Annotated in this window: 21 protein-coding genes; 10 read left to right on the plus strand and 11 right to left on the minus strand. The window is 43.3% G+C overall.

The annotated features are described in order from the left end of the window. Nucleotides 1-60: 60 nt before the first annotated feature. Complete coding sequence (gene fdnG, locus VY86_RS07945; RefSeq protein WP_082111197.1) at nucleotides 61-3,108, minus strand: formate dehydrogenase-N subunit alpha; 3,048 nt, start codon at nucleotides 3,106-3,108, stop codon at nucleotides 61-63. A gap of 189 nt (nucleotides 3,109-3,297) precedes the next feature. Here fdnG and fdhD point away from each other — a divergent pair, with 189 nt between their 5' ends. Next, nucleotides 3,298-4,128 carry a formate dehydrogenase accessory sulfurtransferase FdhD gene (gene fdhD / locus VY86_RS07955; protein WP_046976761.1) on the plus strand — a complete coding sequence of 277 codons (831 nt, stop codon included), beginning with the start codon at nucleotides 3,298-3,300 and terminating at the stop codon, nucleotides 4,126-4,128. Here fdhD and VY86_RS07960 read toward each other — a convergent pair. Beyond that, nucleotides 4,125-4,892: a hypothetical protein gene (locus tag VY86_RS07960; RefSeq protein ID WP_046974564.1), complete on the minus strand. Its 768-nt coding sequence runs from the start codon at nucleotides 4,890-4,892 to the stop codon at nucleotides 4,125-4,127. The two genes, fdhD and VY86_RS07960, sit on opposite strands and share 4 nt — an antisense overlap. A gap of 349 nt (nucleotides 4,893-5,241) precedes the next feature. Between VY86_RS07960 and VY86_RS22515 the strand changes: the two genes are divergently transcribed. Further along, nucleotides 5,242-5,760: an alpha/beta hydrolase family protein gene (locus tag VY86_RS22515; protein ID WP_052760793.1), complete on the plus strand. Its 519-nt coding sequence runs from the start codon at nucleotides 5,242-5,244 to the stop codon at nucleotides 5,758-5,760. Between the two features lie 168 nt (nucleotides 5,761-5,928). Here VY86_RS22515 and mnmE read toward each other — a convergent pair whose 3' ends face one another. From mnmE to rpmH, 5 genes are all read right to left on the minus strand, one after another. Beyond that, on the minus strand, nucleotides 5,929-7,293 hold the full coding sequence (gene mnmE, locus VY86_RS07970) for a tRNA uridine-5-carboxymethylaminomethyl(34) synthesis GTPase MnmE (protein WP_046974565.1): 1,365 nt from the start codon (nucleotides 7,291-7,293) through the stop codon (nucleotides 5,929-5,931). A gap of 99 nt (nucleotides 7,294-7,392) precedes the next feature. Continuing rightward, complete coding sequence (yidC, locus tag VY86_RS07975) at nucleotides 7,393-9,036, minus strand: membrane protein insertase YidC (protein ID WP_046974566.1); 1,644 nt, start codon at nucleotides 9,034-9,036, stop codon at nucleotides 7,393-7,395. 2 nt (nucleotides 9,037-9,038) lie between these two features. Next, nucleotides 9,039-9,299, minus strand: coding sequence for a membrane protein insertion efficiency factor YidD (gene yidD, locus VY86_RS07980; RefSeq protein WP_031280517.1), 261 nt, complete (start codon nucleotides 9,297-9,299; stop codon nucleotides 9,039-9,041). Beyond that, on the minus strand, nucleotides 9,263-9,622 hold the full coding sequence (gene rnpA, locus VY86_RS07985; RefSeq protein ID WP_071789434.1) for a ribonuclease P protein component: 360 nt from the start codon (nucleotides 9,620-9,622) through the stop codon (nucleotides 9,263-9,265). The genes yidD and rnpA overlap by 37 nt, the downstream gene beginning before the upstream one ends. Before the next feature lie 16 nt (nucleotides 9,623-9,638). Then, complete coding sequence (rpmH, locus tag VY86_RS07990; RefSeq protein WP_000831330.1) at nucleotides 9,639-9,779, minus strand: 50S ribosomal protein L34; 141 nt, start codon at nucleotides 9,777-9,779, stop codon at nucleotides 9,639-9,641. A 640-nt stretch (nucleotides 9,780-10,419) separates the two neighbouring features. On the opposite strand from rpmH, the gene dnaA reads away from it, so the two are divergent. The 5 genes from dnaA (at nucleotide 10,420) to VY86_RS08015 (ending at nucleotide 17,078) form a co-directional block, all read left to right on the plus strand. Next, the gene (gene dnaA, locus VY86_RS07995) at nucleotides 10,420-11,808 is read left to right on the plus strand and encodes a chromosomal replication initiator protein DnaA (RefSeq protein WP_046974567.1); all 1,389 of its coding nucleotides are present in this window, start codon (nucleotides 10,420-10,422) and stop codon (nucleotides 11,806-11,808) included. A gap of 4 nt (nucleotides 11,809-11,812) precedes the next feature. Beyond that, on the plus strand, nucleotides 11,813-12,913 hold the full coding sequence (gene dnaN, locus VY86_RS08000; protein WP_046974568.1) for a DNA polymerase III subunit beta: 1,101 nt from the start codon (nucleotides 11,813-11,815) through the stop codon (nucleotides 12,911-12,913). Nucleotides 12,914-12,934: 21 nt separating this feature from the next. Next, on the plus strand, nucleotides 12,935-14,026 hold the full coding sequence (gene recF, locus VY86_RS08005) for a DNA replication/repair protein RecF (RefSeq protein ID WP_046974569.1): 1,092 nt from the start codon (nucleotides 12,935-12,937) through the stop codon (nucleotides 14,024-14,026). A 19-nt stretch (nucleotides 14,027-14,045) separates the two neighbouring features. Next, nucleotides 14,046-16,460: a DNA topoisomerase (ATP-hydrolyzing) subunit B gene (gyrB, locus tag VY86_RS08010; protein WP_046974570.1), complete on the plus strand. Its 2,415-nt coding sequence runs from the start codon at nucleotides 14,046-14,048 to the stop codon at nucleotides 16,458-16,460. 138 nt (nucleotides 16,461-16,598) lie between these two features. After that, nucleotides 16,599-17,078: an Hcp family type VI secretion system effector gene (locus VY86_RS08015; RefSeq protein WP_046974571.1), complete on the plus strand. Its 480-nt coding sequence runs from the start codon at nucleotides 16,599-16,601 to the stop codon at nucleotides 17,076-17,078. A gap of 40 nt (nucleotides 17,079-17,118) precedes the next feature. On the opposite strand, the gene VY86_RS08020 is transcribed toward VY86_RS08015, so the two are convergent. The 4 genes from VY86_RS08020 to asd all read right to left on the minus strand — a co-directional run bounded on the left by VY86_RS08020 (nucleotide 17,119) and on the right by asd (nucleotide 20,043). After that, a complete protein-coding gene (locus VY86_RS08020) occupies nucleotides 17,119-17,436 on the minus strand; it encodes a hypothetical protein (RefSeq protein ID WP_046974572.1) in 318 nt (105 codons plus the stop codon). A gap of 130 nt (nucleotides 17,437-17,566) precedes the next feature. Then, entirely contained in the window at nucleotides 17,567-17,881 is a 315-nt protein-coding gene (locus tag VY86_RS08025; RefSeq protein ID WP_046974573.1) for a hypothetical protein, read from the minus strand. Further along, the gene (locus VY86_RS23180) at nucleotides 17,881-18,636 is read right to left on the minus strand and encodes a DUF4225 domain-containing protein (protein WP_082111198.1); all 756 of its coding nucleotides are present in this window, start codon (nucleotides 18,634-18,636) and stop codon (nucleotides 17,881-17,883) included. The genes VY86_RS08025 and VY86_RS23180 overlap by 1 nt, the downstream gene beginning before the upstream one ends. 300 nt (nucleotides 18,637-18,936) lie before the next feature. Continuing rightward, on the minus strand, nucleotides 18,937-20,043 hold the full coding sequence (asd, locus tag VY86_RS08035) for an aspartate-semialdehyde dehydrogenase (RefSeq protein ID WP_046974575.1): 1,107 nt from the start codon (nucleotides 20,041-20,043) through the stop codon (nucleotides 18,937-18,939). 230 nt (nucleotides 20,044-20,273) lie between these two features. On the opposite strand from asd, the gene VY86_RS08040 reads away from it, so the two are divergent. From VY86_RS08040 to VY86_RS08050, 3 genes are read left to right on the plus strand one after another with little or no spacing between them, the layout of a single operon-like run. Next, nucleotides 20,274-20,774 carry a phage tail protein gene (locus VY86_RS08040; protein WP_052760794.1) on the plus strand — a complete coding sequence of 167 codons (501 nt, stop codon included), beginning with the start codon at nucleotides 20,274-20,276 and terminating at the stop codon, nucleotides 20,772-20,774. Continuing rightward, entirely contained in the window at nucleotides 20,775-21,218 is a 444-nt protein-coding gene (locus VY86_RS08045) for a tail fiber protein (RefSeq protein WP_052760795.1), read from the plus strand. Further along, entirely contained in the window at nucleotides 21,218-21,814 is a 597-nt protein-coding gene (locus VY86_RS08050) for a tail fiber assembly protein (protein ID WP_046974577.1), read from the plus strand. The genes VY86_RS08045 and VY86_RS08050 overlap by 1 nt, the downstream gene beginning before the upstream one ends. Nucleotides 21,815-22,053 lie beyond the last annotated feature (239 nt).

Below are 22,053 nucleotides of genomic sequence, written 5' to 3' on the forward strand. Positions count from 1 at the left end.
GCATGTGAGTGGCGGAGCGACGAATAATGTCTTGAGTTTGCAATGACATAATTTTTCCCCTTATACCTTTTCCACATTAACCAGAAACGCTTTGAATTCAGGCGTTTGTGTGTTCGCATCACCAACAAATGGTGTCAGCGTATTAGCAATAAAGCCTTTTTTAGCGGCCCCTTCAAAGCCCCAGTGAATGGGAATACCGATAGTATCCACTTCACGTCCGTGTACATTCAGAGTACGAATACGCTTGGTGACAACCGCTTTTGCCTTAATGTAACCACGGTTCGAACTGACTTTGACAGTATCACCGTGCTTGATACCTTTCTTCTCTGCCAGTCTTTCACCGATTTCCACAAACTGCTCAGGTTGGATAATCGAGTTCAGTAATGCATGTTTTGTCCAGTAGTGAAAATGTTCTGTCAGACGGTAAGTGGTTCCCACATAGGGGAATTTATCTGCCTTACCCATAGCCTCAAAGTCACTTTTGAACACACGGGCAGCCGGATTGGATACCACATTCGGATGCAGCGGATTGGTACCCAACGGCGTTTCAAAGGGTTCGTAGTGTTCAGGAAACGGACCTTCCGCCATCTTATCAATAGCAAACAGACGCCCCACGCCTTCAGGCTGCATGATAAACGGACCAACATCGGTTTCCGGTGCAGCCACACTGTAATCAGGAATATCAGCCCCACCCCACTTAGTTCCACTCCACGCCAATAACTGACGTTTCGGATCCCACGGCTTACCCTGCGGATCAGCCGATGCTCGGTTATACAAAATACGACGGTTTAGCGGCCACGCCCAGGCCCAACCTAGCGTATTACCCAAACCTGACGGATCAGAATTATCACGACGGGCCATCTGGTTACCTTCTGGCGTCCAGCTTCCAGCAAAGATCCAACAACCACTGGCAGTAGTGCCGTCATCACGTAGTTGAGCAAAAGAGGTCAATTGCTGGCCTTGCTTTACCATAACGTTGCCATCAGCATCAATCAGATCAACCAGTGCCCGACCATTACTCTCCTGAGCCACCTCTTCCGAAGTGGGACTATCCGGGTTGAAGTAATCCCAGGTCATATTCAGCACCTGCTCTGGTAATATTCCACCTTCTGCACGATACATATCCCGCATACGTTTGAAGATACCAGAGAGGATTTCGCCATCACCGATAGCTTCCCCTGGAGCATCAGCCCCTTTCCAGTGCCATTGCAACCAGCGGCCAGAATTAACAATTGAACCGTTTTCTTCTGCGAAACAGCAACACGGTAAGCGGAAAACTTCTGTCTGAATTTTGGATGAATCAACTTCGTTAAATTCACCGTGGTTCTGCCAGAAAGTTGACGTTTCAGTATTAAGCGGATCAATGGTGATCAGGAATTTCAATTTCGACAATGCATCAACCACTTTGTTTTTATCCGGGAATGAAGCAACCGGGTTAAAACCCTGGCAAATATAGCCATTCACCTCACCTTTCGACATCATTTCGAAAAATTGCAGGACGTCATAACTTTTGTCCCACTTAGGCAACCAGTCAAAACCCCAATTGTTATCCTGACGAGCGTTATCACCATAGAAGCTCTTCATCAGACTGATAAAGAATTTCGGATAATTACCCCAGTAGTTAACCTGACCTGGCAACAAGGGTTTCGGTGTATTTGCCTGTAAATAAGTTTGCAAATCGGCCTGTTTCTCTGACGGTAGTGTCAGGTATCCCGGCAAGCTCTGCGACAATAGCCCCAAATCAGTCAATCCCTGAATATTCGAGTGACCACGCAATGCGTTAACACCACCACCAGCCATACCCATGTTGCCTAGCAACAGTTGGATCATTGCCATAGTACGGATGTTCTGTGCACCAACTGAGTGTTGAGTCCAGCCCAGTGCGTACAAAAAGGAAGCAGTCTTGTCTTTAACGCAAGTCTCTGCAATATATTCACAAACTTTCAGGAAATCGTCTTTTGGCGTGCCGCAAATATCACTGACGACATCAGGCGTATAGCGGCTAACGTGCTCTTTTAGCAGATTCCATACACAGCGTGGATGACTTAGTGTGATATCACGTTTAGCAAAACCGTTTTCATCCAGAGCATAGTTCCAACTGGTTTTGTCGTATTTGCGGTTTTCTGCATCATAACCGCTGAATAAACCATCATCGAACGAGTAATCTTCACGCACGATAAAACTGGCGTTGGTGTACGCCTCAACATATTCGCGATTAATCTTATTGTTGGTTAACAGGTATAAAATCACACCTGACAAAAAGGCAATATCGGTACCGGAACGGATTGGCGTATAGAAATCCGCTACAGATGCTGTACGGGTAAAACGTGGATCGATCACGATTAACCTGGCGTTATTATGGATTTTCGCTTCCATTGCCCAACGGAATCCTACCGGATGGGCTTCAGCTGCATTACCTCCCATCACGACAATCAGATTCGCGTTCTTAATATCAACCCAGTGGTTGGTCATCGCACCGCGACCAAATGTTGGAGCAAGACTTGCTACCGTTGGTCCGTGTCAGACACGCGCCTGGTTGTCTACGGCAAGCATACCGAGAGCACGACTAAACTTTTGAGTCAAATAGCCTGTTTCATTACTGGAAGCGGATGCACATAGCATCCCCGTTGTCAGCCACCGGTTGACTGTGACACCCTCTTTGTTGGTTTTAACAAAATTAGCATCACGATCGGCTTTCATTAACTTAGCGATGCGATCAAATGCCTCATCCCAAGAGATACGTTGCCATTTGTCGGAACCAGCAGCACGGTATTCTGGATATTTCAGACGACTTTCGCTATGGATAAAGTCAATCAGACCTGCTCCTTTAGGACAAAGTGCGCCTCGATTCACCGGATGATCAGGATCACCCTCAATATGGAAAATACTTTCTTTCGCATTTTTTGCGCCATCGCCAAGGCTGTACATCAACAGTCCACAACCGACAGAGCAGTACGTACAAGTATTCCGGGTCTCACGCGCACGCAGCAATTTATAGTGCCGTGTCTGTGCAAGCGCTGCCGCTGGAGCAAAGCCCAACGCTGCTACCGTCGTACCCGCCATACCACCAGCGCAGATCTTAAAGAACTGCCTTCTGCTGACTTGCATGGGGAATCTCCTCACTCACATTGTTCTAAACATACATCCATTCCCTCATGGGAAAGATCTTGAATGTGTTCTCTATTTATTAATCACTTTCCATAGCGGGATCAGATTCATTGCCTGATAAATAGTATAGACTCTTTTTTCCACATAATTATTATGTAGTAACACTATTAGGTATTTCGTCTAATGCATATGCATAACACAAGATCAGGGAAGTTGTTACAACTTGATGCAATTGAGGGTGCAAAACAAACAAATGTGCAACAAAAGCATCAGCTCAATACACTCAAAGCCGATTGGGTTGCAGAAGAAGTTCCTGTGGCTTTGGTCTACAACGGTATCTCACATGTCGTAATGATGGCCAGCCCTAAAGATCTCGAATATTTCGCTGTTGGGTTTTCGCTTTCTGAAGGCATTATTGAATCTCAACAAGAAATTCGTGGCATTGATATTCTCGTCAATTGTCATGGCGGAATTGAGTTACAAATAGAACTTTCCGGTCGCCGTTTTGTTGGTTTGAAAGAGCGCAGGCGCAATATGGCCGGACGGACGGGCTGCGGGATCTGCGGTACAGAACAACTTTCTGACATTTTCCGCCCGATTGCCCCATTACCTTTCACTCAAACCTTTTCATTAAGCCATCTTGACTATGCTCTCTCCCAATTGACCAATGTTCAGGATATTGGCGCACTGACAGGTTGTACTCATGCGGCAAGCTGGATCAATCCAGAAGGTGAGTTATTGGGGGGGTGTGAGGATGTAGGCCGTCACGTGGCGTTGGACAAGATGCTGGGAATGAAAGCAAAAACAGGCTGGCAGCAAGGCGCTATTCTGGTATCCAGCCGTGCCAGCTATGAAATGGTACAAAAATCTGCCGCTTGTGGTGTTGAAATTTTGCTTGCCGTTTCAGCAGCGACTTCACTGGCTGTAGAAGTCGCTGAACGATGTAATCTGACACTGGTTGGTTTTTGCAAACCCGGCAGGGCAACGGTTTATACTCATCCTGAGCGGTTAATAGATTAATCATTCAGGCTGTAAAACATCCATAAGTTAGGTTCAATGTAATAACCTGTTTGCTGTTGTATATCCACTACCAGCGGGACTAAACCACCAGGAATAACATACTGCCCACTTTGCGGGAATTTCATTTCTGTCCATTCCTGCCATTTATCAAGAGTAGCGTATATATACATTGAACGCATGGCAGGTTGAATAATTCTCGCTCCCAACCGCCAATGTGTCCGAATCCAAGGATCAAAAGGTTCATTTTTGTCATTTTTCCATTCACAGTATTGTGTAAAATCCTGTAATGGATAGCACTTCCTCAACGTTGGTCTGACAGGAACAACCAACCCTTTCAACCCGACCTCAACAGCCACTTGCTTTAAACCACCAATAAGCAATGCCGGTAAATTCTTACCCCGAAATTCAGGAGATACCGTTACTGATAATGCCGACAACATTTTCGTACCGGTCTTTCCACGGGCAAGCATACCTAGACGTAAAACTTCATCCCAGCCACTATCCGGCAGCTGTTCCAATGAACCGCCTTCCCAAGGGAAAGGCACTGAATTAGCAACACCAATTAACCGCTGTTTTTCCCCTTGCTGTAAAATAGCAAATTGTTGAAAATGGCTAAAGTCTGGCTTAAATAATTCGTCCCAATACTCATATCCCATTGGAGAATTCTGCATAAACAAAGGCCAGTTATGATAAATAATTTCATCAGCGGCATCTTTTAAATCAGGTCGTTGTGCTGCGGACTGAATAATAATTTGTGCTTTCAAAGTAGGATTTCCGGTAAATATAATCTGTAAAATTTATAAAAATCTCATAGTTAAACATAACAGCAAGAACCTCATAACCAAGCAATCAATAAACCAGATGTTATTAAGGTAATAATGATTAATAACTTTAAATTATATAAAAAATTTTTCCACCTATAATGAATTAAGTAAAGAGATAATGAAAACTCGATTCAATTAACTTCATAACAACGAAGTCAACAAGAAATGGTATATTAACATAAAATTGACTACAATAACTTATTATTCAATAAATTATACAACATTAACTTAGTTATATGATTAAATCGTACACCTTAGTCTTCTACATCATTAATCTAATGAGAATTAAATGAAATTTATATTTTTAACGGATATTCATGGAGTTTCAGAGCACATAAAATTAATTGCAAAACGTTTAGGTGGTGATGGATCATTCATTTCCCCTTACGAAAAAGAAAATGAAACTCCAAATAATCAAGAAGCGATGTACGAATATTTTCATAACGTTTCATCAATAGATGAATATACATGCAAAGTAAGAGACGCCCTTACACGCATCAATTCTCCAGTGATACTGGTTGGATTCAGTATCGGCGCGACAGTAGCATGGCGACTTTCTAATGACAGAGATTTACCAGTGCAGCATTTTATCTGCATCTTTGGTTCACGTATCCGCGATTACCTGGATGTGAAACCAATAAAATCGACATCATTGTTTTTCTCCAACGATGAAAAATACTTTATCGACAAGCTAAAATGCTCCGACAGAATAACCGTAGAGTTGGTAGATTGTGCACACTCAGAAATATCAAAACCCAATGGTTGTAATATTGCCACTAGGTTAATAAACAAAGCATTGGGTCGTTAATATTCCCTTATCCCCCAGAATGATATTCTTTGGGGGATAACTATTTCTGTGCTTCATCAGCATTACCACTCCTCTTTCCACACTTGGTCTGACACTGTGCGGTCATCTTCCAATGATAAATTTATCTCAGTAGATACACGCTGAAACCGTTAAACTGATTTTACCAATTCACTTCCCAATACAAAAACTCGAAAAAATCCTGCCCAACAGATCATCAGAAGTAAACTCACCGGTGATCTCACTCAGTGCCTGTTGTGCCAAACGTAGCTCTTCCGCCAGCAATTCACCTGAACGGGCAACCACCAGCTGTTCATGGCCTTGTTGCAGATGCTCTGCCGCCGTATTTAATGCCTGTAAATGGCGACGGCGGGCCAGAAAACCACCTTCCGTATTGCTGTTGAAACCCATCGTTTCTTTCAGATGATCGCGCAGTAAATCTATTCCTTCACCACTACGGGCAGAAAGACGGATTAGTGAGTAACCACTTACTTTAGTAATATCCACCTTTTCATCTGTCATATCCGTTTTATTACGAACGACGGTGATAGGAAGTGATTCAGGCAAACGAGCCATAAATTCAGGCCAGATTTCCACCGGTTCAACCGCATCAGTTGTCGTACTGTCCACCATAAACAGTACGCGATCAGCCTGTTCAATCTCCTGCCATGCCCGCTCAATACCAATACGTTCCACTTCGTCACTGGCTTCACGCAGCCCCGCAGTATCAATGATATGTAACGGCATACCGTCAATATGGATATGTTCACGCAGCACATCACGAGTCGTGCCCGCAATATCTGTCACAATTGCCGCTTCACGGCCTGCCAGTGCATTAAGCAGACTGGATTTCCCTGCATTAGGACGACCCGCGATAACCACTTTCATCCCCTCACGCAAAAGGCTACCCTGACGAGCCTGAGAACGTACACGCTCAAGTTCAGCCATCACTTTATCCAGATTGGCTTCGATTTTTCCATCAGAAAGAAAGTCGATCTCTTCATCTGGAAAATCAATAGCGGCTTCCACATAGATTCGCAAGTGAGTAAGTGCTTCCACCATCTGATGAATCTGAGCAGAAAAGGCACCCTGTAAGGAATTCATCGCTGAACGGGCAGCCTGCTCCGAACTGGCATCAATCAGGTCAGCAATGGCCTCCGCCTGAGCCAAATCCAGTTTGTCATTAAGAAAAGCACGTTCAGAAAATTCACCAGGATTAGCAATTCGCACACCAGGCAAAGTCAGAATACGTTTCAGCAATAAATCGAGAATAACCGGCCCACCATGCCCTTGAAGCTCCAGTACATCTTCCCCGGTAAAGGAATTGGGACCAGGGAAATAAAGAGCAATCCCCTGGTCAAGCACACTGCCATCTGCATCACGAAATGGCAGATAATCTGCATAACGGGGTTTGGGTAATTTCCCTAATACCACCTCAGCCACTTGTACTGCTTTCTGGCCGGAAACGCGTAAAATGCCAACACCGCCTCTTCCTGGTGGGGTAGCCTGAGCGACAATCGTATCAGTGGTATTCATGGTTATCTCTCTTTTGCTTTTTAACTCAAATAGTTAAGGCGGCCAATGACCGCCTTTTCTATTATAACTGCCAGAACGCATTCTGACTGAAGTTATACTTTATTTCGCCGGCTTTTTCTCACGGCTATGCAGACCACGTTTTTCCAGCCCACGATAAATCAGTTGCTGCTGAATAATGGTCACCAGGTTGCTGACGATATAGTACAGAACCAAACCTGACGGGAACCACAGGAAGAATATGGTAAACATGACAGGCATGTAGGTCATAATCTTCTGCTGCATTGGGTCAGTGATGGTTGTCGGAGACATTTTTTGGATGACGAACATCGTCACACCCATCAACAATGGCAGGATGTAATAAGGATCTTGTGCAGACAAGTCATTAATCCAGCCAGCGAAAGACGCATGACGCAATTCAACAGAACCCATCAGCATGTAATACAGAGCAAGGAAGATTGGCATCTGGATCAACAGAGGCAAACAACCACCCAGTGGGTTCACTTTCTCTGCTTTATACAACGCCATCATTTCCTGACTCATACGCTGTTTATCATCACCAATACGCTCACGCATAGCCGCTAATTTAGGCTGCAACAGGCGCATTTTCGCCATTGAAGTGTATTGCGCTTTGGTCAGCGGGTACATGATACCACGCACGATAAAGGTAATAACGATAATGGAGAAACCCCAGTTACCGATGAAACCATGCAGGAATTTCAACAGCTTAAATAACGGCTGAGAAATAAACCACAACCAGCCATAGTCCACTGACAGATCCAGATGAGGTGCTACAGCGGCCATTTCATCTTGAATTTCTGGGCCAATCCACAGCGTAGAAGAGATCGTTTTTTCACTATTAGCCGCAACAGAGATTGGTGCACTTTTATAACCAATCGCAGCCATCTCTTTACCTAACGCGGCAGTATAGAAGGTGCTGGTTTCATTAGCCGCGGGAACCCATGCCGTAGCAAAATATTGCTGCAACATTGCAATCCAACCACCTTTGGTGGTGACAGATAACGGTTCACTTTCAATATCGCTAAAGCTGTATTTTTTATATTTAGTTTCGTCTGAAGAGTAAGCCGCACCACGGTAAGTATGCAATGCAAAGTTATTGCTGCCGGTATCACGATGTTTCGGCAATTCAACACTCTGTTTCAGTTGACCAAAAAAGGTCATCTGCAACGGGTTTTCTGTCGTGTTATGAATGCGGTAATCCACACTAATCGCGTATGTACCACGTTTCAAAATAAACGTTTTGACATAAACAACGCCATCTTTAGCGACGAAATTCATTGGGATACGTAATTCATCCTGCCCATCAGCCAATACATAGCTATCCTGTGCTGCGGTATACAGCGGGCGCTCACTATTTGCCGGGTTATCCGGGCCATCTTTACCAGTCAATCCACTTTGTGCCTGATAAGTGAAAGCAGATGTTGTTTCCAGTAATTTGAATGGGTTGCTTGAACCCAGGGTATCAGGATGGGCTAACAGGTCAGCCTCTTCAATATCACCGCCACGAGTATTGATGGTCAAAGAGAGCACATCAGTTTTAACCGTGATCAGTTTACCTTTTCCACTGCCTGGCACTGCCTGATTCTCACTGCTGCTAGGCATATCCGTTTGTTGCGTGGCCTGTACTGTAGCTGGTTGCGGATTTTTATCTGCTTCCCATGCTTGCCAGACCAAGAAAGAAACGAACAGCAAAGCGATGAGAAGAAGATTACGTTGCGAATCCATCGTTAGTGTTCTCTGTTATCGTTGTTTTTTTCAGGTGGGACAGGATCATCACCACCTTCGTGTAAAGGGTGGCATTTTAATATGCGTTTCACCGCTAACCAACCGCCTTTTATCATCCCAAACCTGCATAGCGCCTCAATTCCATATTGAGAGCACGTAGGATTGAAACGACAACGAGGTCCCAGCAGTGGACTTATCACTAACTGGTATCCCCGAATTAATGCAATCAGGAGGCGCGAGCCAAGCGACAGTGACGACGCCATAGTTTACCCAAAGCTTCCGTTAACTCACGGTTATCAAGCTCAGCAACCCCTTTCTTAACCAATACCACAAAATCCATAGGAGGCAAATTATGTTGGTTCAAACGAAAACTTTCACGGGCCAACCGCTTAATCCGGTTACGCTCATGAGCACGTTTAACATTTTTTTTGGCTATAGTAAGACCGATACGGGGATGCCCCAGCTCATTAAGGCGACCAAGGATAGTAATCTCTGGTGAACTTGCCCGTTGGGGTTGCTGGAAAACATATGTGAAATGCTTGGGAGTTAACAAGCGTAACTCCCTCGGAAAAGCGAGCGTAACCACTAGATGGTTAGCTTTATTACTTAGAAACGGTCAGACGAGCACGGCCTTTTGCACGACGGCGAGCCAGAACCTGACGACCATTTTTGGTGGCCATACGAGCGCGGAAGCCGTGAGAACGGTTACGCTTCAGTACGGACGGTTGGAAAGTGCGTTTCATAGCGATTTCTACCTAACTTAAAATTATTACTGATTCAGTAAACGCGTTGGCAACCAGTGAGAAGTAGACACCGATGCCTCAATCGCAACATCAATATAAAGAAGCGGGATTGTAATAAAATGTACAGCTATGAGTCAATTGACATGACACAAGCCGGCCGGCTTTTCTACTGAGTTGAATGTTTACCAACAACCTGCCCGTGCTTACACCGGAACCCCTCACCAGCTACTACCCGGCAAAAAACCCCTAGCATTGCACGCAGGGTGCAATATTATACGGACTGTTGAGCAAAGCGCAATGATCACCCGCTGATCTTCATTTTCTATTATGATCATAGGCCGGTTTTCTTAAAGCACCTTTTACAGGCCCTTACTTCACAGGCGATTTTATCCTGTGGATAAAAAGCGCTTAAACTGTGTAAAAGAATGAAGATCTATATCGTCTTTTGCGCTATGATCCCAAGTCATGATCTGGATCTTATCTGCGGATCATGGGTGAGCGATGACATTAAAAATCGCCATAAACATGACAATTGATCCTTCCTTGTCCTGAAGGAATTGTTGTTTTGTACCCAATTTTAATGAGCTAACCACTCCGATTTCTTTAATTGTTAATTGGCCTTGTTTTAGGGGAGTCCGCCGTGTCACTTTCGCTTTGGCAGCAATGTCTTGCCCGATTGCAGGATGAATTACCTGCCACAGAATTCAGTATGTGGATACGCCCCCTTCAGGCAGAGCTAAGTGGTAACACTCTGGCACTTTATGCCCCAAATCGGTTTGTTCTGGATTGGGTAAGAGAAAAGTATATCAACAATATCAATGGGTTGTTGAATGACTTTTGTGGAGCAGAAGTACCGTTATTACGTTTCGAAGTTGGCAATAAACCTGTTTCCCAAAACAACAACCCACCACAGAGGGTTGTTGCTCATACACCGGTTACACCTGCACCACAGAACGCATCAGTACGTCCCAGTTGGGATAACACTGCGGTACAACCAGAGCTGTCTTATCGCTCTAATGTTAATCCCAAACATACTTTTGATAACTTTGTTGAAGGTAAATCCAACCAACTTGCCCGCGCTGCCGCAAGACAGGTAGCCGATAACCCCGGAGGCGCCTACAATCCACTATTCCTTTATGGCGGTACAGGTTTGGGTAAAACCCACTTATTACATGCCGTAGGTAACAGTATTATGGCACGTAAGGCCAACGCCAAGGTGGTTTATATGCATTCTGAACGTTTTGTTCAGGATATGGTCAAAGCATTACAAAACAACGCAATAGAAGAGTTCAAACGCTATTACCGCTCTGTCGATGCATTACTGATCGATGATATTCAGTTTTTTGCCAATAAAGAGCGCTCTCAGGAAGAGTTCTTTCATACGTTCAACGCATTATTGGAAGGTAATCAACAGATTATTCTGACATCAGATCGCTATCCAAAAGAGATCAATGGGGTAGAAGATCGGTTAAAATCCCGTTTTGGCTGGGGGCTAACCGTTGCTATTGAACCACCGGAACTGGAAACCCGTGTCGCTATTTTGATGAAAAAAGCGGACGAAAACGAAATCCAGTTGCCAGGAGAAGTCGCTTTCTTTATCGCCAAACGCCTGCGTTCTAATGTTCGCGAGCTTGAAGGCGCATTGAACAGGGTAATAGCGAATGCCAATTTTACCGGCCGGGCGATTACTATTGATTTTGTACGTGAAGCATTACGTGACTTGTTAGCACTGCAAGAAAAACTGGTTACCATTGATAATATTCAGAAAACAGTCGCTGAGTATTATAAAATCAAGGTGGCCGATTTGCTTTCCAAACGGCGCTCCCGTTCCGTTGCCCGACCAAGGCAAATGGCAATGGCGCTGGCAAAAGAGTTAACCAATCACAGCTTGCCTGAAATCGGGGATGCCTTTGGTGGACGTGACCATACAACCGTGCTGCACGCTTGCCGTAAAATCGAGCAACTGCGCGAAGAAAGTCATGACATCAAAGAGGATTTTTCTAACTTAATCAGAACATTGTCTTCCTAGCGCTATGAAATTTATCATCGAACGTGAGCAATTGTTAAAACCACTGCAACAGGTCAGTAGCCCACTGGGTGGGCGCCCTACTCTGCCGATTCTGGGTAATTTATTACTACAGGTCACGGAAGGTTCTCTATTGCTGACCGGCACAGATTTAGAAATGGAAATGATGGCGCGTGTCGCGCTTTCATTGCCACACGAAGGAGGTGCAACCACTGTACCGGCACGTAAATTCTTTGATATCTGGCGCGGTTTGCCGGATGGTGCCGAAATCAGTGTGGAACTGGATGGAGACCGCCTGCTGGTACGCTCAGGCCGCAGCCGTTTTTCGCTTTCTACATTGCCCGCTGCTGATTTTCCAAATCTTGATGACTGGCAAAGTGAAGTAGAATTTTCGCTGCCACAAGCCACACTGAAACGTCTTATTGAATCGACGCAATTCTCAATGGCCCATCAGGATGTCCGCTATTACCTCAACGGTATGTTGTTTGAAACCGAAGGCGAAGAACTACGGACAGTGGCAACGGATGGTCACCGTCTGGCCGTCTGCTCTATGGGAATAGGTCAAAATCTGCCTTCCCATTCGGTGATCGTGCCACGTAAAGGCGTTATTGAGCTGATGAGATTGCTGGATGGTGGCGATACGCCGTTACAGTTACAAATCGGCAGTAACAATATTCGTGCCCACGTTGGCGACTTTATTTTCACCTCTAAACTGGTAGATGGGCGTTTCCCTGATTATCGCCGCGTATTACCAAAAAGCCCGGATAAAACCCTGGAAGCCAGTTGCGATATGCTGAAACAGGCTTTTTCACGTGCGGCAATTCTCTCTAATGAGAAATTCCGCGGAGTTCGCCTCTATTTTAGTGAGAACCAGCTAAAAATCACAGCAAATAACCCTGAACAGGAAGAAGCCGAAGAGATTGTCGATGTCAGCTATCAAGGTACTGAAATGGAAATAGGCTTTAATGTCAGTTATGTTCTGGACGTACTCAACACATTAAGATGTGAAGAGGTTCGTTTACTACTGACCGACGCTATTTCCAGTGTTCAGATAGAAGACTGTGCCAGCCACAATGCGGCTTATGTCGTGATGCCAATGCGCCTGTAACAGGATTTACATTTCAGGTATATGACTCTTACGCGTTTACTTATCCGCGATTTTCGTAATATCGCCGCCGCAGATTTGCCTCTGGCTACCGGATTTAACTTTCTGGTTGGCTCTAATGGCAGCGGTAAAACCAGTGTACTGGAAGCGATTTATACTCTGGGTCACGGGCGCTCTTTTCGCAGCATTCAAGCTGGGCGCGTCATCCGCCATAACTGTGATGAATTTGTTTTGCATGGACGACTAGGACAACAGAAGAATGAGCGGGAATTGTCTATCGGTCTGAGCAAAAACCGTCATGGCGATAGCAAAGTCAGAATTGATGGCAATGATGGTGGTAAAATTTCAGAACTAGCCAAGATGCTGCCTATGCAGCTTATTACCCCAGAAGGATTCACCCTGTTAAATGGCGGGCCAAAGTATCGCCGAGCCTTTATTGACTGGGGTTGTTTCCACAATGAGCCACGTTTTTTTTCTGCATGGGCAAACTTGAAACGGCTGCTTAAACAACGCAATGCAGCACTGCGACAAGTTACCCGCTACAGCCAGATACGGCCCTGGGATCAAGAATTGGCGCCCCTGGCTAATCAGATAAACCAGTGGCGAGCTGAATATGTTACAAACATCACTCAGGATATTGCTGATACCTGTAAACAGTTCTTACCTGAATTTATATTGAGTTTCTCTTTCCAACAGGGATGGGACAAAGAGAGTGATTATGCTGAATTACTGGAGCGCCAGTTTGAGCGTGACAGAGCGTTAACCTACACGGCTTCTGGCCCGCATAAGGCGGATCTGCGCATCCGTGCAGAAGGAACGCCAGTAGAAGATATGCTATCCCGCGGTCAATTAAAATTGCTGATGTGTGCACTGCGACTAGCACAGGGTGAATATTTCACCCGACAGAGCGGACAACAATGTCTGTATCTGCTTGATGATTTTGCCTCCGAATTGGATGCCGGCCGCCGTCAGTTATTGGCCGAACGTCTAAAATCCACGCAAGCCCAGGTCTTCGTCAGTGCGATAAGTCCCGGTCAGGTAACAGATATGCTTGATGGAAATAGCAGGATGTTTCGCGTGGAAAATGGCAAAATAGAGGTTCAACCACAGGATTAAAAATGAGCGAGAAACGTTGATGTCGAATACATATGACTCCTCAAGTATCAAGGTATTAAAAGGGCTGGATGCGGTTCGTAAACGTCCGGGCATGTATATCGGTGATACAGACGATGGTACCGGCTTACACCACATGGTCTTCGAGGTTGTCGACAACGCTATCGACGAAGCCCTCGCAGGCCACTGTAGTGAAGTTATCGTCACTATCCATGCCGATAACTCTGTCTCTGTACAGGATGATGGCCGCGGTATTCCTACCGGTATACACGAAGAAGAAGGTGTTTCAGCAGCTGAAGTTATTATGACTGTGCTGCATGCGGGGGGTAAATTCGACGATAACTCTTATAAAGTTTCCGGCGGTCTGCACGGTGTAGGGGTTTCTGTTGTTAACGCCTTGTCTGAAAAGCTGGAACTGATTATCCGCCGTGACGGCAAAGTTCATGAACAGACTTATCACCTTGGTGTGCCGCAAAACCCACTAAAAGTTGTCGGTGAAACCGAACAGACAGGTACCCGTGTCCGCTTCTGGCCAAGCATGGATACTTTCCGTGACAACACTGAATTCCAGCACGACATTCTGGCTAAACGTCTGCGTGAATTGTCCTTTCTGAACTCAGGTGTATCTATCCGCCTGCTTGATAAACGCACCAATATTGAAGACCATTTCCATTATGAAGGTGGTATTAAGGCGTTTGTCGAATTCTTAAATAAAAACAAAACACCAATCCATCCCAATGTTTTCTATTTCTCTACAGAAAAAGATAGCATCGGTGTTGAAGTCGCATTGCAATGGAACGATGGTTTCCAGGAAAATATTTACTGCTTTACCAACAACATCCCGCAACGTGACGGTGGTACTCACTTAGTGGGTTTCCGTACCGCGATGACCCGTACCCTCAACAGCTATATGGACAAAGAAGGGTACAACAAGAAATCTAAAGTCAGCGCCACCGGTGATGATGCCCGTGAAGGCTTAGTCGCCGTTATTTCCGTTAAAGTACCTGATCCAAAATTCTCTTCTCAGACCAAAGACAAACTGGTTTCTTCCGAGGTGAAAACGGCGGTTGAAACACTGATGAACGAGAAGCTGGTGGAATACCTGCTGGAAAACCCGAATGACGCTAAAACCGTCGTCGGTAAAATTATCGATGCTGCCCGCGCCCGCGAAGCAGCCCGTAAAGCACGCGAAATGACACGCCGCAAAGGGGCTCTTGATCTGGCTGGTTTGCCCGGCAAACTAGCAGATTGCCAGGAGCGTGATCCGGCACTGTCCGAACTCTACTTAGTGGAAGGGGATTCTGCGGGAGGTTCCGCAAAACAGGGACGTAATCGTAAAAATCAGGCAATTTTGCCACTGAAAGGTAAAATCCTGAACGTTGAGAAAGCGCGTTTCGACAAAATGCTCTCTTCTCAGGAAGTCGCAACCCTGATCACTGCGTTGGGCTGCGGTATTGGCCGTGACGAATACAACCCGGATAAGCTGCGTTATCACAGTATTATTATCATGACAGATGCGGATGTCGACGGTTCTCATATCCGTACTCTGTTGCTGACTTTCTTCTACCGTCAAATGCCAGAAATCATTGAACGTGGTCATGTATTTATTGCGCAACCGCCACTGTATAAAGTGAAAAAAGGCAAGCAAGAACAATATATTAAAGATGATGAAGCAATGGATGAGTACCAACTGTCCATTGCGTTGGATGGCGCATCACTTTACACCAACAAACACGCACCCGCCCTGAAAGGGGAACCACTGGAAAAACTGGTGACAGAATTCAATAGTGTGCAGAAAATCATTAAACGTATGGAACGCCTGTATCCACTAAGTCTGTTGAACAATCTGATTTATCATCCAAAGCTAACTGAAGAAGAGCTGTCTGATAAAACCAAAGTTGAAGAATGGATTAAAACGCTGGTTACTCGTCTGAATGACCGTGAACAAAACAGTAGCAGTTACAGCTATCGCCTCCATGAAAATCGTGAGCGCCAAATGTATGAACCCGTTCTGTGTGTTCGTACACATGGTGTTGATACTGACTATCTACTGGACTTCGATTTTGTCCACGGTGGTGAATATCACCGTATTACCCAATTGGGCGATAAACTTGCCAATTTGATCGAAGAAGACGCTTATATTGAGCGGGGTGAACGCCGCCAACCTGTCTCTGATTTTGAGCAGGCTCTGAACTGGCTAACCAAAGAATCACGTCGTGGCCTGTCCATACAGCGTTACAAAGGTCTGGGAGAAATGAACCCTGAGCAGTTATGGGAAACAACCATGAACCCAGAAACCCGCCGTATGATGCGTGTGACAGTAAAAGATGCTATTGCCACTGATCAACTGTTTACAACCCTAATGGGTGATGCAGTTGAACCTCGCCGTGCATTTATTGAAGAGAATGCCCTGAAAGCAGCCAATATTGATATCTAATTAATATTATTAACAATTCCAAAAGCGCTCATATTTATTCTCTATGAGCGTTTTTTTATCTGTTATTTATCACCAATAAAGTGTAATTTATCTAATGTTTCTGTAAAACATCACTTAAATATAATCTAAGGATATAATATGGCTGACATGATTTACATGACGGTAAAGGGAAAAAAACAAGGGTTAATATCAGCTGGATGTTCTTCTGTTGATTCTATTGGTAATAAATATCAAGCAAACCACTTTGATCAGATATTAGTTTATAGCTTAAGCCATGCGATAACACGGGCTCAAAACGTCGATCATCAACCCATTGTTATCCAAAAACCCATCGACAAATCATCACCATTACTTGGTGTTGCTATTTCTGATAATGAGTCTCTTGAATGCTCTATTGATTTTTACCGAACTAACTCAAATGGTGCTCAAGAACGTTATTACAATATAAAGATCACTGGTGCCACAATCACTGAAATAAGTGTTTTACATCCGCATTCGTTGAATCATAATGAGCTCCCACCACAGGAAAGTATTTCATTAAAATATACAAATATTACCTGGAATCACCTTATCGCAGGTACTGGTGGTTATAGTATTTGGGATGATAGGATTTATTAAAAGAGCAAAACAAGGCGTTTTAACTTCACGCCTTGTTTCATTAACGAACTTTTCTCGGTAGGACCAAAGCATATAAAACAGAGAATATCATACTTCCTATTTTAATCTCTTCACTATTTAAATTAATGAATTTCGATATAAAATCATGGTGTTCATTAAGGCCAACAACAAATAGTTGTATATAACCAAATATAATTATTAAAATAGAAACAAAAACAGACAAAATATAATTACGTTTTTTATCCACAATCTTTTTTATAAAATAAAATGAGATAAAAACAACTAAAGACATAATGTAATAAAGAGAAATATCCCACCAAGTGGGCTTGGTAGAAATTATAACATCGATATAATCCATATTTTTTCCTATCTTAATCAACAAATACTCAACAAGCATATTATGATTTTTTCAGTAATTAGATAGTTATTATAAGCTTATCCTATCCATTAACAAATTCATTTCATAATCATCTAATCTAAAACTAATTTCAATATTTTCTTGGTAACATGCAAGCATATAAAATAGAAAAAATCACACTACCCACTCTAATTACCTCACTATTTAAATTAATAAACATTGATATAATCTCATGATAACCACCATATTTAACAATAAACAATTGAATTGAACCAAACATTATTATAATAAAAAAACCAAGAACAGAGAGAATATAATTTCTTCTTTTCTCTATGGTAATTTTCATGAAAAAAAGAAAAAACAAAAGCGCTAATGATAAAAGATAGTACAGAAAAATATCCTGCCAAGTAGATTGAGTGGAAATTGTAACATCGATATAATTCATTATTTATCCTCTTGTAACTGATAAATACTCAAAATTGTAGAACTATCAACGATACCTTCTGTAGTTAAGCTCACAGTTCCCATTTCTCTCCACCCTCTGATAAAATCATTATCTATATTTCTGAATAACTTCCATGACTTTTCTCTTGGCTTCAAGACTTTTCTAAAAGCGCCATAACCTGAAAGAGCCAAATCAACAGTTGCATAAGCAATATCTGCATCTTTATCACTTAAACCGATTTTGTTAGCAATATATCTGTATCCTTCTCTGACACCACCATTAATATTTTCTCTGTACAATAGATAATATCCATTTTCAACAACATTATTGTACCCATGAGCCATTAATGGAGCACCGAATGAAGCACATGCTAACCCTAAAGAAGCCTTGCAGACTGTGTAACCCGCAAGAATCTGAGTACCACCACCAACAAATCCGATCTGTTTTAATATAAGATTAGTATAACTTGATTTCTCTTTTTCCCTTTCAATTATTGCATATTGCTTTACTCTATTCGCTGTTAAATAGAAAGCTTGCTCTTTCAGGTGATCTATTTCAAATTGGATTAATTCAATTGCACCACTTGAAGATAAACAATGAACACGAACCCGTCCCAATATATCCTCTATAAAAAGATTTACATCTGAATTAAAATCTATTTTGATTTTACTATGACTGATATAGCGAAAAGATAACGTTCTTGCCAACTCTCTTAATTCTCTTACTTTTAAACTCAGTAATTTATCTTGTTCCATTCCCATCATCTCCATAAAAATGATTTACTAGGCAGACACAAATCATAAATATAATTTATGGAATATAACAAAAATAAACCAATAAAGAAACAATCAACAGAACCATTATACCCAATAGATTTCAAGTTGCAGCGCGGCGGCAAGTGAACGCATCCCCAGGAACATAGATAACTATGCGACTGGGGTAAGTGAACGCAGCCAACAAAGCAGCAACTTGAAAGATGAAGGGTATAAATGCTATATAGAGAAATCCACCCGAATAACGAGTGGATTTTTACATAAATAAATAGATTAAAACGATTAAGCTAAGATACGTAGCATACGACGCAGAGGCTCTGCTGCTCCCCACAGCAATTGGTCACCTACTGTAAAAGCAGATAAATATTCCGGGCCCATATTCAGCTTGCGTAAACGCCCCACAGGAGTATTCAACGTACCTGTTACCGCTGCCGGGGTCAATTCTCGCATACTCAGCTCACGATCATTTGGGATCACTCTTACCCAGTCATTATGCGCAGCCAGTAATTGCTCAATTTCAGGAATCGGAATGTCTCTTTTCAATTTCAGAGTAAATGCCTGACTGTGGCAACGTAAAGCGCCAATACGTACACACAAACCATCAACGGTAATAAGATTATTACCAGTATTGAGGATCTTGTTGGTTTCTGCCTGCCCTTTCCACTCTTCACGGCTCTGACCGTTATCAAGCTGTTTATCAATCCATGGGATCAAACTACCTGCCAGTGGTACGCCAAATTGGTCTGTTGGTAAAGAACCGTTACGGGTGAAATCTGTTACCTTTCTTTCAATATCCAGGATAGCAGATGCCGGATCTTGCAACTCTTTCGCTACCTGAGTGTGCAAAGAGCCCATCTGAACCAGTAATTCGCGCATATGACGGGCACCGGCACCAGAAGCTGCCTGATAAGTCGCAACAGAAGCCCATTCAACCAAATCATTAGCAAACAAACCGCCCAGAGACATCAGCATTAAGCTAACGGTACAATTACCACCAACAAAAGTTTTTATACCTTTATTAAGACCTTCCTGAATATGAGCATGATTGACCGGATCAAGAATAATGATGGAATCATCATTCATACGCAGCGCTGACGACGCATCAATCCAATATCCCTGCCAACCCGTTGCTCTTAACTTCGGATAAACCTCATTGGTGTAATCTCCTCCCTGGCAACTAATAATAATGTCCAGAACACGAAGAGCCTCAATATCGAAAGCATTCTGTAAGGTGCCCTGTTGACCTGTAAAATCAGGTGCAATCTGCCCATGTTGTGATGTCGTGAAGAATACAGGACGAATAATATCAAAATCCCGTTCTTCAATCATACGTTGCATTAATACTGAGCCGACCATACCACGCCAGCCGATAAAACCCACATTTTTCATCGTTATTGTCCTGTCTTGGGGAGTGTCAATCAGAGATTATAATTACACTAAAGCTGACAAAATATAACCAGAGGCGCAAGTGAATTTATTAACTATTCGAAAAATATTTGGTGGCGTAGTTAATACAAGATGGGTAACAAATCTGAAGCAGATAAAATTTACAGTCACCCCATTTCTCACTGAATGGAAGTGACCATTTTATTCCACCTACCGGTAACAAACATCAGCAAGTGACTGTCCCCCATCCGCACTGGACGGGGTTTACAGCATTTTTTACTAACCTTGGTTTGTTGGAAAGGCTAATTCCGGTAGGAGTCCCCCTTCCCTGGCCGACTGCCATACCGCCAGACGGCTGGTTGCAATGTAATGGTGCAGCCTTTGATAAGTCACAATTTCCGGAATTAGCGAAAGTTTATCCTAGCAGTAATTTACCCGATTTACGCGGTGAATTTATCCGTGGCTGGGATAATGGGCGTGGGGTCGATCCATCGCGTTCATTACTAGTATGGCAAGAGGGGTCTTATTTGTTACGGGCAAAAGAAGATGATGTTGTTAACTTATCGGAGAATGATCATACGGTATTACAGTGGGATAAACCACAAAATAAAACCGTTTCAATAAGAGCCAGGTCTGTAAGTACAACAATAACAACTTGGGATGCCACAATAGCTTATATAGGAGTATCAAGGCCACGCAACGTTGCATTTAACTATATCGTAAGAGCGGCATAAATGAGCATGCCTGTATTCGAAGTGATCCCTGTGGGAATACCTCTTCCCTGGCCGATTGACATCCCCCCAAACGGATGGGTGAAATGTAATGGGGCAATCTTTGATAAATCTCTGTATCCGAAATTAGCTGAAGCCTATCCTGACGGTAAACTACCCGATTTAAGAGGTGAGTTTATTCGAGGATGGAATGATGCGCGCGGCATTGACCGCGGTCGCCAACTACTGAGCATTCAAGTTGATGCGTTCAAAAGACATAATCACAGCATTTATACCACTAACAGTGATAAAACTAGTCTTGAGGATACAGATCCCATGCGTGGCGGTATGACAGGCGGTCCTAACTACCGGGGCAGTTTAGGGGAAAACAAATCTATTGGGATGAATGGTGGAAATGAAACACGCCCGAGAAACGTGGCATTTAATTACATTGTGAGGATTATCTGATGAGTAAGGCTATACTGGATAAGAATAATATTGCCATCAATAGCGGGAATATTATTGTGTTTAATTACAACGCAAGCACACGAGAATATTTAAGCAGCACTGATGAATATCTTTCTGTCGGTGTTGGTCTTCCTGCTAATTCTTGCATAGATGCACCACCTGATACTAAAGAGGGATATATCGCCTGCCGTTCATCTGATTTAACCAACTGGTTGATTGTGCCAGATTATCGCGGAGAAATAACTTACAACACACAAACTGGGAAACCGCAGGAAATTATTGAACCAGGTGAATTACCAGAAATACTGACATTTAAACAACCCGCTACCGATTTTGATAAATGGGATGGTGAAAAATGGGTAACGGATATCGAAGCCCAAAAGGCCAGTCAGATTGAACAAGCAGAACAACAACGTGCTACTCTTCGTCAACAGGCAGATGAAGCTATGGCTTTACTGCAATATGCCATTGAAACTGAAATGGCCTCAGAAGCAGAAAAAGCGTTATTGCTTGCCTGGAAAAGGTATGTGGTGTTACTGAGTCGGGTTGATATTTCACTGGTTTCTGATATTGAATGGCCGAAAATACCAGAATAAATAGAATTATTAAGACCGGGCACTATTCTATCCCCGGTCTTTCTTTAAGTTACGTAATGGTGGAATTGGTCAGTCAATCTCTAGTACTTTTAAAATACCAATTTGGTTAACTATTCCATTCTTCGTTCATCAGAATGTTTTTCATGATAGGACAAAATTTTCATAGAAAGATAACCAGCTTTTAACGTATCCGGGTAAAAGCTCCTAGTCGTTGCTAAAGATAGAATATATCCTTTTAC

The sequence above is a fragment of the Photorhabdus thracensis genome (assembly GCF_001010285.1).
In the GTDB taxonomy this organism is placed as follows: domain Bacteria; phylum Pseudomonadota; class Gammaproteobacteria; order Enterobacterales; family Enterobacteriaceae; genus Photorhabdus; species Photorhabdus temperata.

What these genes read in the sequence shown, in the direction of transcription:
- recF (WP_046974569.1), top strand. Translation starts at nt 12,935, where the DNA reads ATGACTCTTACGCGTTTACTTATCCGCGATTTTCGTAATATCGCCGCC.
- yidD (WP_031280517.1), bottom strand. Translation starts at nt 9,299, where the DNA reads ATGGCGTCGTCACTGTCGCTTGGCTCGCGCCTCCTGATTGCATTAATT.
- yidC (WP_046974566.1), bottom strand. Translation starts at nt 9,036, where the DNA reads ATGGATTCGCAACGTAATCTTCTTCTCATCGCTTTGCTGTTCGTTTCT.
- VY86_RS08020 (WP_046974572.1), bottom strand. Translation starts at nt 17,436, where the DNA reads ATGGATTATATCGATGTTATAATTTCTACCAAGCCCACTTGGTGGGAT.
- VY86_RS08050 (WP_046974577.1), top strand. Translation starts at nt 21,218, where the DNA reads ATGAGTAAGGCTATACTGGATAAGAATAATATTGCCATCAATAGCGGG.
- asd (WP_046974575.1), bottom strand. Translation starts at nt 20,043, where the DNA reads ATGAAAAATGTGGGTTTTATCGGCTGGCGTGGTATGGTCGGCTCAGTA.
- mnmE (WP_046974565.1), bottom strand. Translation starts at nt 7,293, where the DNA reads ATGAATACCACTGATACGATTGTCGCTCAGGCTACCCCACCAGGAAGA.
- VY86_RS08045 (WP_052760795.1), top strand. Translation starts at nt 20,775, where the DNA reads ATGAGCATGCCTGTATTCGAAGTGATCCCTGTGGGAATACCTCTTCCC.
- VY86_RS08015 (WP_046974571.1), top strand. Translation starts at nt 16,599, where the DNA reads ATGGCTGACATGATTTACATGACGGTAAAGGGAAAAAAACAAGGGTTA.
- gyrB (WP_046974570.1), top strand. Translation starts at nt 14,046, where the DNA reads ATGTCGAATACATATGACTCCTCAAGTATCAAGGTATTAAAAGGGCTG.
- dnaN (WP_046974568.1), top strand. Translation starts at nt 11,813, where the DNA reads ATGAAATTTATCATCGAACGTGAGCAATTGTTAAAACCACTGCAACAG.
- VY86_RS08025 (WP_046974573.1), bottom strand. Translation starts at nt 17,881, where the DNA reads ATGAATTATATCGATGTTACAATTTCCACTCAATCTACTTGGCAGGAT.
- rpmH (WP_000831330.1), bottom strand. Translation starts at nt 9,779, where the DNA reads ATGAAACGCACTTTCCAACCGTCCGTACTGAAGCGTAACCGTTCTCAC.
- VY86_RS22515 (WP_052760793.1), top strand. Translation starts at nt 5,242, where the DNA reads ATGAAATTTATATTTTTAACGGATATTCATGGAGTTTCAGAGCACATA.
- fdhD (WP_046976761.1), top strand. Translation starts at nt 3,298, where the DNA reads ATGCATAACACAAGATCAGGGAAGTTGTTACAACTTGATGCAATTGAG.
- VY86_RS23180 (WP_082111198.1), bottom strand. Translation starts at nt 18,636, where the DNA reads ATGGAACAAGATAAATTACTGAGTTTAAAAGTAAGAGAATTAAGAGAG.